Raw genomic sequence first — 13,836 nt, forward strand, 5'->3', positions numbered from 1 at the left:
TTAAGCAGTATGAATATTGCTTCAGGATCTTCAATACTGTAAAATTCATGTAGTGTCACTCTAAGAGAGTACCATAATTGCCTTTGTAGAGTCAAACGCCTATTCCCTGCACCGCAAATTACATTGTGGTTTACAAATATAAACATATTTCAGTAAATGGAAACAATAAAATAACAATCCTGAACGATGGTTAAAACAAGCATGCACTTTACTCGAATGAAATACAACCTGCTCCCATTAAGATAATTGCCTTTACCCAACTGTTATGATACCGTTATTTTGAAAGATCCACTTTTTGTTGGGGAGGAATAGGTATGAGTGTACATATTGGAGCTAAACAAGGAGAAATTGCTGATAAAATTTTATTACCAGGAGACCCACTAAGGGCTAAATTTATTGCAGAAACATTTTTGGAAAACGTCACACAGTATAATCAGGTTCGTGGCATGTATGGGTATACCGGCACCTATAAAGGGGAACGGGTTTCCGTACAAGGGACCGGAATGGGAGTTCCCTCTATTTCCATCTATGTAAATGAATTGATTCAAAGCTATGATGTACAAAAGTTCATTCGCGTTGGAACATGCGGGGCTATTCAAAAAGACGTGAAAGTTCGCGATGTTATTCTAGCACAAGGGTCGACGACAGATTCACAACTTAATCGTATGGTATTTAACGGTATTGACTATGCACCACTCGCTGATTTTGATCTTCTGAAAAATGCGTACGATGTTGGTGTCGAAAAAGGAATGAACCTGCAAGTAGGAAATGTATTTACAAGTGATACATTCTATCGTGACAATGCGAAAGAAATCAATGAACTATTGGCAAAATATAAAGTGCTTGCCATTGAAATGGAAACATCAGCACTGTATACATTAGCAGCTAAATTTGATCGGCAAGCACTATCCGTCTTAACCGTTTCCGACCATATTTTGACTGGAGAAGAAACCACATCGCAGGAGCGCCAAACAACGTTTAATGAGATGATAGAAGTTGCATTGGACGCAGCACTGAAATAAGCCAAAATTGTCAACTTGTTTTAAAATAGGTTGACAATAATCCCCCTTTACCTTATTATCAACGTAGAGGGGGGATGTTTTTATGAAGGGGTTACGTCCAATTGATTTAACATTTAGTGCCGTATTTGTCTGTTTAATGGCAATTGGTGCTAATATTACAGTTTGGTTTCCATTCCTGGCTGTCCCAATAGGAGGGACATCTGTCCCTTTATCTTTGCAGACATTCTTTGCTATTTTGGCAGGGTTGATGCTTGGAAAAAAGCTTGGGACCATATCGATGATGATCTATACACTTGTTGGAATAGCGGGGGTTCCCATCTTTGCAGGACTTAAAGCAGGACCTATGATGTTAATCACCCCTACAGGCGGATTTATTCTTTCATTTATGTTTGTCGCCTTCTTTACTGGTTTAATCGCAGAACGTAGCAAAAGTAATTCTGTATTTACGTACGGTACTGCGTCCTTCATTGGTTTCATTGTTAATTATGGAATTGGCGTTTCTTATATGTACATGATCATGAATACATGGTTGGAACTTGATATCTCCTACTGGCTTGCTTGGGCTGGAATGCTGCCTTTTCTCATAAAAGACGCTGTGCTATCTTGTTTAGCTGCTACATTTATGGTCCATATAGCCAAGCGTATTCCTGCACGCTGGTTAGGTGCGAAAATATAAATCATTGCTTTACATGCGGACTAAATGTGATAAAATAATGGGAATCACAAGAAATGCAGCCCTATTCAGGATACATAGCAGGAAGGATGTTTTTACATTATATGGAGTTGTTTTTAAATTTTCCATTATTAGCCGCAGTAACTGCCATTATTTTTGCACAGGTTGTGAAAGTTCCTATTAGACTCCTTTTGTCAAAAGAGTTTAAACCAAGCTTAGCGTTCAGCAGTGGTGGTATGCCCAGCAGTCATTCTGCGGCAGTAACAGCATTAACTACCGGTATAGGTATCGTCGAAGGTGTAACTTCCAGCATATTCGCTGTTTCCTTCGTTTTCAGTATTATTACCATGTACGACGCAACTGGCGTACGCAGACACGCGGGCGAACAAGCTGTAGTTTTGAACAAATTGATCAATGACTTTCAACACTTCATTGATGGAGCAAAGGATTGGAATCAAAAAGCGGAATATGAAAAGAGGAAAGAGTTAAAAGAGATTCTAGGGCATCAACCAATTGAAGTATTTTTTGGCAGTTTAACCGGTGTTGGCATCGCATTTCTGCTATTTCCGTTTTATTAAGAAAAATAGAACCCGTCTTTCTAATAATCATATGTCGGAAATCAAATTGGTAGAAACCTGTGAAATTACTGCTTTTATGTTTTTCTTATACGTGGAACTTTACCATTTTTCCTATGCCGAAATTCTTCAACGCTCTAATTTTATACTTTCCTACAGTTAGAAAGACAGGCTTCCTAACTAAAAGCCTGTCTTTTTTAATTATTAATTATCTGGTGATTGCTCTCTAAATACCTGTAAAGCTTCATTTTCATTCAGTTCCATAAGGGCTTCTTCGGTTAAATTCCCATCACCCATTTCAACGATGTACACTTCTACTTCTTTTTTACCCCAATTATCATAGACGTCTTCTACTGTCGGGTAGTACAGATCAATATCATTTCCGGTAATAGCGCTTCCCTTGTCAGCTACAACCCCGTAACCATAATCCGGAATATACATGATTGTTCCGATTGGGTAGACATCTAAATCAGCTGCAATAGTAGAATACAAGTCTCGTTTTACTTGTACACCAGAAAAAGTAATGCCATATTGTGGATGATCCGGCGTTTTATCTGTAGACTCTACGCCAGCTGTATACCCTGTTGCTGATACTGTAGCGGTTGGATACTGTTCAAAATCAATTGCTTCTTCCAATGTTTTCGGACCTTCTATTTCATCACTAGAAATATACGTTGTCTTCTCATTTATGGTGCTTAATCCTTTTTCCTCTAGCGCTGTATGTTTATACTCCGAAGCACTTGCTGAACGATCGGATATTTCCGCTTCTCCCCCTACCTGAATATCTGTCAATGTGACATTTGAAATAGTAGTTACAGTTACATAAAAAGCACCTGCAAACAACAGAATCATTCCGGTTCTTCGAATAAAATTTTTGATTTTCATAATAACACCTCTCTCATGTCATCATTACCAATCTTTAAAATTTTATTCATTAATAATTTTAAAACATTTGATATCCACTCTTGCGCAAAATTTTAATAACAATTCCAGAAACAATCGTACCAGCAAACCCGGATAACAGGATAGTTATATCAACTGGTGTAATTTCCGTAAACCGCTTGATTGCTGTTGAAAAAGCCTCCCCCGGATTTGTAAAATATTCCCAAGTCGATATGTTATCCACGATCATAACCACGATGATCGGATATAAAAAAGACATTAACCACGTTCGTCTCAATAGCATATTTAAAATAAAAGCGATACCGAAAAAAATAACGAAATACAATAACACAGAAACGATTAATTGAATCAATGCTGCAGCTCCTTTACTGACGAATCTTATCTACAAACCTCATCCTCATTTTATTATAAATCATAGAAAAAGCAAAGACAGAGTCTGCCTTTGCTACATTTAATTAAAAACATTAAACTTACCTTTCTTCAATAACAAGCCAATTCCACCTAATTTAAACAGGTAGCGATTGTCGATTATTTTTTTCATCATGGCTGCTTTCCAACCAAATAGTTTCCAATTATTCATCACAACAGCTATGGCGTCATTATTCCCTAAAGAGGCAACAGACCCTGCGATGTTCGGTTTGAATATTTCCATTTTTCCATTACTAGCTAGCGACTTTATATTGTTTGCAACTACATCCGATTGTTGAATAGCAATCTGTGCGGTCGGCGGATAAGGAATACCGCTCTTTGGATCTAAAACCTTCGCACAATCTCCAATAACAAATACATCATCATAATTAGGTGCGCGCATGTCCGGACGTACTTCTACCTTGCCTCGATTTGTTTCTATTTGGGACTTTTCCACGATGCAGTTAGCACGCACCCCAGCTGCCCATAGAAAAGTCATTGTTGGTATTTCTACTTGTTTCCCGTCTTTTTCGTACACGATGCTTTCCGGCTTGCATTCTTTTATCATCGCACCGGTTATAAATTCAACACCTCTGGATTCCAATGAAGTCATCGCATATTCAACGAGATGGGGGTCAAAACCAGGCAATATTGTTTCTGAACCTTCTATGTTAATAATCCGAACCTGCACCTTTTCAATATCATATTCCTCACATAACGCTGGAATACGATTAGCTAACTCACCTGCAAATTCGACACCTGTAAATCCGCCACCACCAACAACAATGTTCAGACGCCCTTTTTTCTTATCTTTTTCATTATGATATAAAGCAAAATTGTATTCCAAATGCTCTCTCAGCAAACGAGCACTGTTAATGTTACCTATTACATGAGCATGTTCTTCCAGTCCCGGAATGCCAAATGTAGCGGATTCAAATCCGAGGCCCACAACAAGGATATCATAATCTAATTCTCTATTTTCAAGCTTGACCTTTTTTTCATCAGGCTTAATGGAAATTACTCTATCCTGAATAAAGTTTACTTTTTCCCTATTGATAACTTCTCTAATCGGAATTTGAGTGCGATCATGGTGCAGTGTGCCCGCAGCATTTTCATGTAGCCAAGTTGCTTGATAATGATAATCGTTTATATTAACAAGTGTCAAATTTGCCTCGTTTATTTTCATGGATCTCTGTAATTTAATGGTCGTCATCATGCCACCGTAACCTGCGCCTAGAATGACTATATTTGGTTTGTTCATAACAAATCACTTCCAATTGTGTATTTCTTTATGTACTTATTCCTATGTGACGTTTTTCACTTAAATGACATTCGTGTATTCATCAATCTTAATGAAAATAATAGAATTATAATCTGTTTGTAACATAAATGTAATATGTACATTGATAATAGTAGACTTTTTATCGTAAATTTTCAACCCTTGATTTAACTTCATACGAATGTTGTATTATTCATAACCTTTTCACCTTAGGCTTTGTTAGTACACAGTGCATATTTATTTATGATAATATAGGAATGCTGTACAATTTAATATGAGAATTGGGGGGATTTTCCTTGGCAGATAAAGTTTTTGATGTCACTATAATTGGCGCTGGTCCAACTGGTTTATTTACTGCTTTTTATGGTGGCATGCGGCAAGCCAGTGTAAAAATAATTGAAAGTTTACCACATACTGGAGGGCAATTGACAGCCCTTTATCCAGAGAAAGATATATATGATGTAGCAGGATTTCCGAAAGTTCGCGCACAGGAGTTAGTCGATAATCTGGAGGAGCAGGCAAATTTGTTTGACCCAACCATCGTTTTAGAACAAGCAATAGAAAAGGTCGAACGCCTAGAGGATGATGTATTAAAACTCATTTCCAACACAGGGGAGGCTCACTATACAAAGACGATTATTATCACAGCAGGTAATGGTGCATTTCAGCCACGTCGTCTGAATATAGGGGAGTGTGATGAATTTGAAGGTGTAAATCTGCATTATCATGTAAAAGACATGAACCAATATAGCGGACAAAATGTTGCACTATTAGGTGGCGGTGACTCTGCGGTTGACTGGGCATTAATGCTGGAGCCAATCGCAGAAAAAGTCACACTTATTCATCGGCGGGACAAGTTCCGAGCACATGAACACAGTGTTGAGAAGCTTATGTCCTCAAGCGTAAATATTTTAACACCTTATACACCTAAAGATATCGTTACAAGTGACAAGATTGATCAATTAATTTTAGAAGAGGTTAAGGGAGATAAAGAGATAGAACTCGAAGTCGATTCCGTCTTATGTAATTATGGATTTGTCTCCACCCTTGGACCAATCAAAGACTGGGGACTGGAAATCGAGAAAAACAGTATTGTAGTTAATACGAAAATGGAAACAAACATTCCCGGCATTTACGCAGCTGGTGATATTTGTACCTATGATGGAAAAGTTAAACTAATCGCAACCGGCTTTGGTGAAGGTCCTACAGCCATTAATAATGCCAAACAATACATTGATCCAAAAGCCCGAATTCAACCAAAACATTCAACAGCAATGTTCTAAACGAAGAGCGTAGTTGACTGGTCAGAGACAGAGCTAGACAGCGAAGTCTAGACGATAAAAAAGCTAGAGACTGGAATTTATGCCACCGTCTCTAGCTGCTTATCTTTCACCCTACCAAAAAAGCTAGAACACCCTACAAGCATTCTAGCCCATCTCATACTTAGCAGTCACTTGGTGTTCCTGCTCTATCTTTTGCTTTAAACGAAGAACCGCACCCGCACGATACAATCGCGTTTGGATTATCAATGCTGAATCCGCCGCCCATCATATTTTGTTTAAAGTCGATCGTCGTACCTTCGATGATCGGGATATCCTGATTATTCATGACAACAGGAATTCCATTAATTTCTTCAACTTTATCAAGCTCTTCATTGATCTCACTCTCGAATCCCAATGCATATGATAATCCGCTACATCCACCGCCCTTAACTCCAAAGCGTAGACGAACATTGTCTGCTTCATCTTTCATCATTTCTTTAATTTGTTCACCAGCACTATCTGTAATCGAAATAGACATACCACGGATCCTCCTCTTTCCATTAAATTATGTTCTTGTTACCTATAATTATACAAACCAGCATGAAACTGTTCAATCATTTGATACTATTTTTCAGAAAGAACCTTAGGGTTTATTATTGTTTAAACAAGATCAACCCGCATCCGAATCTTGTTCGCAATCCATAAAATGAGCCAGCATACGCCTACAGCGAGAAAGAGGTAAACAACATTAAAAACATATCCTAATAAACCTAAATATGTGAAACTCGTTATGAAAAGTCCCAACATCCCTCCGACCATAATAATAATCATATAGACCAAAAACGTTAATCCCCACTTTAAGACAGGGTGATTTAGTAATGTAAACATGGCAATAGTGATAGGTGCAAGCACCATCATGGTTGCAAACTGTGTGGTCACGTGCATGAAAATATCCCCTAAAGAGGCGTCACCAATTCCGATTATTCTACCGAACGCTTCAAAAATCAACCAGAACGCACCGATAAAAATCAAAAAGAACGTTCTTGCTTGGAAAAATGTTTTCAGTGGCAGTGGTAAGGACAACATGAACCTTCTCGTTTGTTGTTTTTCATCCATTTGCGTCAATGACACACCCATGATAAAAATCAATATCAACCCAGTCACCGAAGCGTCTGTGTAAAACAAAGCCCCTGCAAACGGTGCAAAAATCAACATAAAAAGCATAGCCCAGCGCATCAGCCAAAAATCCAGCTTCATCAGTGATATCATTCCGCGTCACCACTCAAGTAATAATCATGCAACTCCTCCAACGTGGCCTGTCTCATACCTTCCTTAGCCGCTGCTTCTTTATGTATGGTACCATCTTCAGCCACAGCATGATTCGCCTGTAGGTCATCCACATCCCCATGAAGGAGGATTTCCCCTTTATCCATCAGCCAAACTGAAGTAGCGAGCTGCTCCATATCGGATAGAATATGAGATGAAAAAATAATCGTCGTCCCGTTCGTTTCATGCTCCTTTTGCAAGCGTGTAATCATTTGTTTTCTAGATTTGGTGTCCAAACCGGATGTCGGTTCATCAAGTAGTAACAGATTCGGATGGTGGGCAAGAGCTACTGCAATACCAGCTTTCATACGCATACCCCGAGAGAATTTTTTAATCTTTTTCTTTGTATCCACATCAAATTTTTCCAATAAGGAAAAGTAATAGGCATCATCCCAATCCGGGTAGACCTCACCCAAAAATGAAGCAAGTTTCGTTAAATGCATGTCCTCATACACGGATAAATCATCAAACACAAAACCTACATCATGCTTCCAATCTTTTAATGACGGCGCCAAATCACCGTCTATATACCGATTAATCGTACCGCTCGTAGGCTGAATCAATCCGAGCACCAGCTGAATCATCGTAGATTTTCCAGCACCGTTATTCCCAATAACACCTAGAATCTCGCCCTTTTCTATTGTCATTTCGGGAATACTCAGCATAAATGCATCCCTTTGCTTTGTCACTTCTTCAAACTGCAAATTCACAGGCATACGTTCACCTCTTCTTTTCCTATATATATGTATTAGACTAATTAAAGTAAATTACGAAGTATTTAAAATATTTCTTCTGCGTTGTATATAAATCTATTTTCTCTTTAACATTTTCTTCTCATTTTATCCTCCATTCTCTCCCTTAAAGGCTTTGCATCTATGAATGAAATTAATTATCTTTCGTTATCATTTTCATCTTCTTCCGGCGGTAGCTTTTCCAACATCACTAGTATAAATGTTGCTATCGGGCCAAAAAACAAAGATAGGAAAAACCAATTAAGACCCGATCTGTTTTTTCCTTGAGCTAATCCGGCGTTAATAAGGGTTAGCGTTCCCCAACCAACAAAATATTGCTCTTCCACGCTAATCCTCCTTTGAATCTATATTCTTGAAACTTACTATTTAAAAAAGTTGATATACTTCTCTCTGCTGCTTATCTTTATAAAAAAGGATAAAGTAATGTAACGACACAGAACAAAACAGGAAACAAACTAAGCAGGAGTATGGGAGTAATATCAAAAAAGATGCTGATAAGGAGCGGTGACAAGACGATAAAAGTTAATAAACTGTTTCTGATTCTTGATTTAGGTGTTTCATATTGTTTTTCCCCGCAATCAGGACATATCATTGCCGGATCCAGCGTGAAAGACGTTTTCAACATTTGCTTCCAGGTCCGAATATGGCCACAGTTTTCACAAGTTGGCATCTTTTAATCTCCCTTGTTTTCTATGCTATCAGATTGACCCGCTCTTTTTAAGAACAAAATGCTAGTTCTCTTTTTAGACCCTATTTTAAAAACGAATCTACAACACACTGGGTTCCATAAGCATTATTCGCTTTTCCTCACAATTTACTTCAACTGGAACCCCTAATGGAAGAATTGACATTGGATCTGTATGTCCGAAATCAAAATTACTAATTATAGGTAGATCATATTGATTAAATTCCTGTTGAATAACACTTGTTATTACATTATCTAATTGATCCCTTTCTTGAGGTGAGTAATCTCTAGCCCTGCCGAAAATAAGTCCTCGTATACGTTCAAAAATTCTTTGAACACCATAATTTCTTAGCATCCGTTTTATTTGATTAACTGTAGTTGTTCCTTCGCCATTCTCTAAAAAAAGAACCTTATCATCAAAGAATTCATCTTCAGGAAAATATGTTGTACCTTTCATCATTTCAAAAACTTCAATATTACCTCCGAACAATCTTCCGCTTTTTATACCGTCACCTTGTAACCATTTCCATCCCTCGGTATTTTGGTTTTTTTCATTGATTTTTCCTATATTATCTGTATTAGACCAGTCCGGGTAACCTTGCGACCAATAATCGAAAGGAGAGTATTCATACTTATGATGTGGCTGAAACAACAAATCTACAACGTGTCTTTTATAAAGAGGATCCAAGTTTCTAATTTGAGAAATTCCTGCCATAACAGTAGGTCCATAAAAGGTAACTAATCCTAATTGATTTAAATATGCTAGAAATGTTGTATTATCCGATGAACCAATAACAACTTTGGGATTTCTAAGTATAAGTTCCTTGTCTAAATAAGGAAGTATTCTTATGGCATCATCCCCACCGATTGAACAAAAGATACCTTTGATGTTTGGATCTGCAAAAGCTTGATTGAGATCTTCTGCCCTTTGTTTTGGATTATTATAAAGCCGTTCCGGAGCCGCGCGTACAGTACTCATTTCTTTAACGTTCAAATTAAATTCTTCCTGCAAAACACTTATTCCATAATTGAAAATATGTGGAAACAAATTAGGTAAACCTGTTTAGGGAGATATTACTGCAACTGTATCTCCTGGAATTAAACGTTGTGGAGTGGTAAACTTCATTTTTAATCATCCTTTTATCAATAATTAATATTCGGTGTGACCGGTTCAAGAACGGAATAATTCACACACCAAAATTGCCCCTCCGTTAAATTGTTAAGGTGCTACAAGTTCCACCTTTATCCTATCAGGGTCTTCAAAGTAAACTGCGTAATGGTCATCTCCCCCAGCGAATGGGTGATCATTTGTATAAAGGATCGTAATTCCTTTATCTACCAATTTCTTTGTTATATTATCGACGTGTTGCCGTGAGTCTGCGAAAAATGCTAGGTGATTAAGACCGACTCGACGTCTATGATATGAAACATCCAAAAACTTTTCCTCCGTTTGTACAAAGACGATATAGGTATCTCCTAACTTCCAGCTTTGCCCACCATCCCATTTCTAAAATGTGTTATATCCAAGTTCTTCGAGGAACCATCCCCACAATTCAGTTGACTTTTTTAGATCTGAAACGTATATTTCAATGTGATGCAGTAATCCTTTAGGCAAGAATCAACCTCCTTATTACGTTTCAAAGTAATCTCCCAAAAGAAGCGCATTTATTCCATCCATTGCGCATGATTAGAAACAATCACCAAAGCGGTTCTTCTTTATTAGATAGTTCAATAAAAAAAGGATACGTCACGAGAAAAAGTGGTAATACACTTATTATAACAAAGAAAAAAATGTATGAAGGTCCAAAGAAAAGATTACTAAGCATGAATAATGCGATTATGATAAAAGTAATTATTGTACTTCTTGTTCTTGTACGCGGAGTAATATATTGTTTTTCCTCACAATAGGGACACGTCATCCCACCACCTAGTGTAAAAGATTTCTTAAAGGTTTGTTTCCAACTCCATTTATGATGACAATTCTGACAGGTTGGCATGTTAATACCCCTTTCCTTAAAAGGTTAATATGAAGTATATAACTCATCTTTTCTCCAGACTTTTAATAAGTCGTATAAGCCAATATAATACGATCCAAGGTAGAATAAATTTTGTCGCCCTTCTATCAAACTTGGAACTACAGTTGATGTGTTTACTCCGATAAATTCCAGAACAAACCAAAGTACCAATATAAGTGCTATATCAATGATTATATTTATAATTGACCTCTTATCAATTTATTTAGAATGTTTAGTCATAACGCGAAAAACCGACACAATTAATACAATGGTTAAAATTAGAACCGCAAAATAACAAGTTGGAGTATCATATCGCCCCAAATGATTTCATTCATATATAACAACCCCCTCGTCTGTCATGTTCACTTAACATCTCAATTTCTCGAATAATTTTCTCCGGCATAGACATGTCATTCACCTCCATTAAGATATAATCTCATAATATCTTATAATTGCGTCAACATAAATTGTTCAATAGCTCTGATAACCGAGGGTCTGATAGCGCAACTTTCATATCAAATGATTTTTCGTAGCTGAGTCATCAAAAGCACAAGTCACACTTGCTGATATCGACAACCATGTGAATATTGTTTGGGTGTTAATAAAGTTTCACAGCTTACCCATTAGGATGAATGTAGCTGCTAAACTAAAATGCATCTTAATTTGCCTGTCCAAATGCTTTTGTTTTAATATTTTTCTTATCAAGAAAATCTACTATTTTTGCCTGTCCCTTTCCATTCTCCACATCAGCTTGATCCATTGTGGATGTAATGTTTATTTCAGGAAATTCACCTTTACTTGCATCTTTCATAAAATCATTAAACATCTCGTCCATTTCATAAAGCATCTCATTTAAAGTGGTAATGTACTAGCTAATTCTTTCAGATTCTACTCGAAACTCTTCAGGCAACGTATTATTTGAGATATAGTCAGAAAAATTTTTCTCGTCATTTTCTTTAGTAAGTTCGGTGATTTTAACCTTTCTAATTCATTCTCATTTAATTCTTTCTCTTCATACATAGCAACTTGAAATAAATAATTTACTCAACTGGCGGACTTTTTCACCGGATTTCTGAATATCCAAAAATTGTAAGGAACTGTTTCAATCCCTTACATCATAAACCTTATAACTTCTAAATTTGTTCATTCCATGCATCCCTATTAATCCTGCAACCCAACACCATGTTTATCTAGCTCTTTGTAGATCGTTTTCAATCGTGGTATTCCCTCTGCAACCATTTCTTCATTCACAAATACGATTGGATAAAATAAGTCTTCTTCCACAATCCGTGCCACAAATTGTTGATGTTTCTCTTCGTTTGGAGGATGATCAATATCAACATATTCATATTCGATTACATCGTCATCATACTTTCGTCCAATGGCAGCTTGAAGCCATTCATAGGTATCTTTTGAACCTGGCGCACCGACACAGCTCGCGCAGATTTGCTCTGCACCATATATGGTAATCACAACTTTCGTCTTTCCCATTTTGAACTCCCCCTTTTTAGTTACTTTTATTTTACATAATCTTTATAAAGAGGTAAAATATAATTAACTGGAGTATATGTTATTTAAGTATTAGATAGATTTTTCTACAAATATCCTTTATAATTAGTATCTGGAAGGGAGAAGATGAATAATGGAAGAACAAGTACAAGAGGTAATCACCAAGCTTCGTCCATTCTTACTGCGTGATGGTGGGGATGTAGAATTAGTTGATGTTGATGATGATGGCATTGTTCTTATTCGTCTCATGGGTGCCTGTGGTAATTGCCCAAGTTCTACAATTACGTTAAAAGCTGGAATTGAGCGTGCACTAATGTCTGAAGTACCTGGCGTTAAGGAAATCGAACAAGTATTTTAATAGTAGAAAACCTAGTTTATCAACAAAGCATAACACATATAAATAAAGCAGACAGTTTTTAGAAAAACTGTCTGCTTTTTGTTTTTTACACAGGCGTCTTCGGAGCATTTCCAGAAAAAACTGCTGCAATATTATCCAGGCACAGATTTAGCATCGCTGATCGGGTTTCTCCTGTAGATGAACCGATATGTGGTAGACATACAGTATTATCCAATTGAACGAGGGAATGATTTGCTTGGATCGGTTCTTCTGTATAGACATCAAGCCCAGCTGCTTGTATCTGATTTGTCTGTAATGCCTCAAATAACGCGTCTTCATCAACCGTAGCACCACGTGATGCATTAATGAAAATAGCGGATGATTTCATTTGCTCAAATGCGTAGCGGTCAAATATTTGTTCTGTTTCCTTCGTCAATGGCACGAGGGAAAGAACAAAATCAGATACCGTCAACAGTTCGTTGAAATCAGCATAGGTTGCCTGCAGCTCTTTTTCCGTTTCATAATGCCGTGAACGATTATGATATAATATCGACATGCCAAAACCCTTCGCACGTCTGGCAACTGCTTCACCAATTCTTCCCATCCCGACGATTCCGATTGTTTTATGATGAATATCAGATCCTGCAAGTAAATAAGGTGCCCAATTTTTCCATAAATCTTTTTTAATATAGCTGTCTGCCTCCACGATACGTCTTGCAGTCGCCATCAATAAAGCAAATGTTAAGTCGGCAGTTGTTTCCGTTAACACATCCGGTGTATTCGTCACAGTGATACCGCGGTCTTTGGCTGCTGCCACATCAATATTGTCGTAACCAACTGCCAAGTTTGCAACAACTTTCATTTGGTTTGCAACATTCAAAAGCGCTTCATCAATGTTATCGCTTAACATGCACAACAAACCATCTGCACGTTCGACTTCTTTTAGCAAAATATCCCTTGGTACTGGTTCATCTGCTTTTTCCCACATTTTAAAATCAAATTGGTCTGCATATGGATGGATGATTGCATCTGGGATTTTTCTCGTAATATAAATGTATGGCTTCGTCATTTTTGAACACCCCTCAAACGT

At 37.4% G+C, this 13,836-nt stretch carries 18 protein-coding genes and 1 pseudogene; 5 read left to right on the plus strand and 14 right to left on the minus strand.

Annotated elements, in window-relative coordinates; all coding sequences use genetic code 11:
* Window positions 1-314: 314 nt before the first annotated feature.
* The 3 genes from deoD to KFZ56_RS13120 all read left to right on the plus strand — a co-directional run bounded on the left by deoD (window position 315) and on the right by KFZ56_RS13120 (window position 2,273).
* Entirely contained in the window at window positions 315-1,022 is a 708-nt protein-coding gene (gene deoD, locus KFZ56_RS13110; RefSeq protein ID WP_222642363.1) for a purine-nucleoside phosphorylase, read from the plus strand.
* An 82-nt stretch (window positions 1,023-1,104) separates the two neighbouring features.
* A complete protein-coding gene (locus tag KFZ56_RS13115; protein WP_222642364.1) occupies window positions 1,105-1,698 on the plus strand; it encodes a biotin transporter BioY in 594 nt (197 codons plus the stop codon).
* Window positions 1,699-1,799: 101 nt separating this feature from the next.
* Complete coding sequence (locus KFZ56_RS13120) at window positions 1,800-2,273, plus strand: divergent PAP2 family protein (RefSeq protein ID WP_222642365.1); 474 nt, start codon at window positions 1,800-1,802, stop codon at window positions 2,271-2,273.
* Between the two features lie 201 nt (window positions 2,274-2,474).
* Here the strand turns inward: KFZ56_RS13120 and spsC are convergent, their stop codons facing one another.
* The 3 genes from spsC to KFZ56_RS13135 form a co-directional block, all read right to left on the minus strand.
* Entirely contained in the window at window positions 2,475-3,155 is a 681-nt protein-coding gene (gene spsC, locus KFZ56_RS13125; protein WP_222642366.1) for a stationary phase survival protein SpsC, read from the minus strand.
* Window positions 3,156-3,213: 58 nt separating this feature from the next.
* Window positions 3,214-3,525 (minus strand): YuiB family protein, encoded by a 312-nt coding sequence (locus tag KFZ56_RS13130; RefSeq protein WP_222642367.1) that lies wholly within the window; start codon window positions 3,523-3,525, stop codon window positions 3,214-3,216.
* Window positions 3,526-3,624: 99 nt separating this feature from the next.
* A complete protein-coding gene (locus KFZ56_RS13135) occupies window positions 3,625-4,842 on the minus strand; it encodes an NAD(P)/FAD-dependent oxidoreductase (RefSeq protein WP_222642368.1) in 1,218 nt (405 codons plus the stop codon).
* Window positions 4,843-5,156: 314 nt separating this feature from the next.
* On the opposite strand from KFZ56_RS13135, the gene KFZ56_RS13140 reads away from it, so the two are divergent.
* Window positions 5,157-6,143 (plus strand): NAD(P)/FAD-dependent oxidoreductase, encoded by a 987-nt coding sequence (locus tag KFZ56_RS13140; protein WP_222642369.1) that lies wholly within the window; start codon window positions 5,157-5,159, stop codon window positions 6,141-6,143.
* A gap of 160 nt (window positions 6,144-6,303) precedes the next feature.
* Here the strand turns inward: KFZ56_RS13140 and KFZ56_RS13145 are convergent, their stop codons facing one another.
* The 10 genes and pseudogenes from KFZ56_RS13145 to KFZ56_RS13190 all read right to left on the minus strand — a co-directional run bounded on the left by KFZ56_RS13145 (window position 6,304) and on the right by KFZ56_RS13190 (window position 12,391).
* Window positions 6,304-6,660, minus strand: a complete 357-nt coding sequence (locus tag KFZ56_RS13145) for a HesB/IscA family protein (protein WP_222642370.1) — start codon at window positions 6,658-6,660, stop codon at window positions 6,304-6,306.
* A gap of 122 nt (window positions 6,661-6,782) precedes the next feature.
* Window positions 6,783-7,391, minus strand: coding sequence for a hypothetical protein (locus KFZ56_RS13150; protein WP_222642371.1), 609 nt, complete (start codon window positions 7,389-7,391; stop codon window positions 6,783-6,785).
* On the minus strand, window positions 7,388-8,164 hold the full coding sequence (locus KFZ56_RS13155; RefSeq protein WP_222642372.1) for an ABC transporter ATP-binding protein: 777 nt from the start codon (window positions 8,162-8,164) through the stop codon (window positions 7,388-7,390). Before KFZ56_RS13155 ends, KFZ56_RS13150 begins: the two co-directional genes overlap by 4 nt.
* A 173-nt stretch (window positions 8,165-8,337) precedes the next feature.
* On the minus strand, window positions 8,338-8,526 hold the full coding sequence (locus tag KFZ56_RS13160; protein WP_222642373.1) for a hypothetical protein: 189 nt from the start codon (window positions 8,524-8,526) through the stop codon (window positions 8,338-8,340).
* Between the two features lie 77 nt (window positions 8,527-8,603).
* A complete protein-coding gene (locus tag KFZ56_RS13165) occupies window positions 8,604-8,870 on the minus strand; it encodes a TIGR04104 family putative zinc finger protein (protein WP_309228300.1) in 267 nt (88 codons plus the stop codon).
* Window positions 8,871-8,967: 97 nt separating this feature from the next.
* Window positions 8,968-9,933: a S66 peptidase family protein gene (locus KFZ56_RS13170; RefSeq protein WP_255585138.1), complete on the minus strand. Its 966-nt coding sequence runs from the start codon at window positions 9,931-9,933 to the stop codon at window positions 8,968-8,970.
* 171 nt (window positions 9,934-10,104) lie between these two features.
* A pseudogene (locus KFZ56_RS13175) lies at window positions 10,105-10,500 on the minus strand (VOC family protein).
* An 82-nt stretch (window positions 10,501-10,582) separates the two neighbouring features.
* A complete protein-coding gene (locus KFZ56_RS13180; RefSeq protein WP_222642375.1) occupies window positions 10,583-10,882 on the minus strand; it encodes a TIGR04104 family putative zinc finger protein in 300 nt (99 codons plus the stop codon).
* A gap of 676 nt (window positions 10,883-11,558) precedes the next feature.
* On the minus strand, window positions 11,559-11,735 hold the full coding sequence (locus KFZ56_RS13185; RefSeq protein WP_222642376.1) for a hypothetical protein: 177 nt from the start codon (window positions 11,733-11,735) through the stop codon (window positions 11,559-11,561).
* A 326-nt stretch (window positions 11,736-12,061) separates the two neighbouring features.
* Window positions 12,062-12,391, minus strand: a complete 330-nt coding sequence (locus tag KFZ56_RS13190) for a YuzD family protein (protein ID WP_222642377.1) — start codon at window positions 12,389-12,391, stop codon at window positions 12,062-12,064.
* A 151-nt stretch (window positions 12,392-12,542) separates the two neighbouring features.
* Here KFZ56_RS13190 and KFZ56_RS13195 point away from each other — a divergent pair, with 151 nt between their 5' ends.
* Entirely contained in the window at window positions 12,543-12,767 is a 225-nt protein-coding gene (locus tag KFZ56_RS13195) for a NifU family protein (RefSeq protein ID WP_222642378.1), read from the plus strand.
* Window positions 12,768-12,852: 85 nt separating this feature from the next.
* On the opposite strand, the gene KFZ56_RS13200 is transcribed toward KFZ56_RS13195, so the two are convergent.
* The gene (locus KFZ56_RS13200) at window positions 12,853-13,815 is read right to left on the minus strand and encodes a 2-hydroxyacid dehydrogenase (RefSeq protein ID WP_222642379.1); all 963 of its coding nucleotides are present in this window, start codon (window positions 13,813-13,815) and stop codon (window positions 12,853-12,855) included.
* Between the last annotated feature and the right edge of the window lie 21 nt (window positions 13,816-13,836).

Origin of the sequence: Virgibacillus sp. NKC19-3 (genome assembly GCF_019837165.1) — a bacterium.
Taxonomy (GTDB): Bacteria; Bacillota; Bacilli; order Bacillales; family Amphibacillaceae; genus Virgibacillus_L; species Virgibacillus_L saliphilus.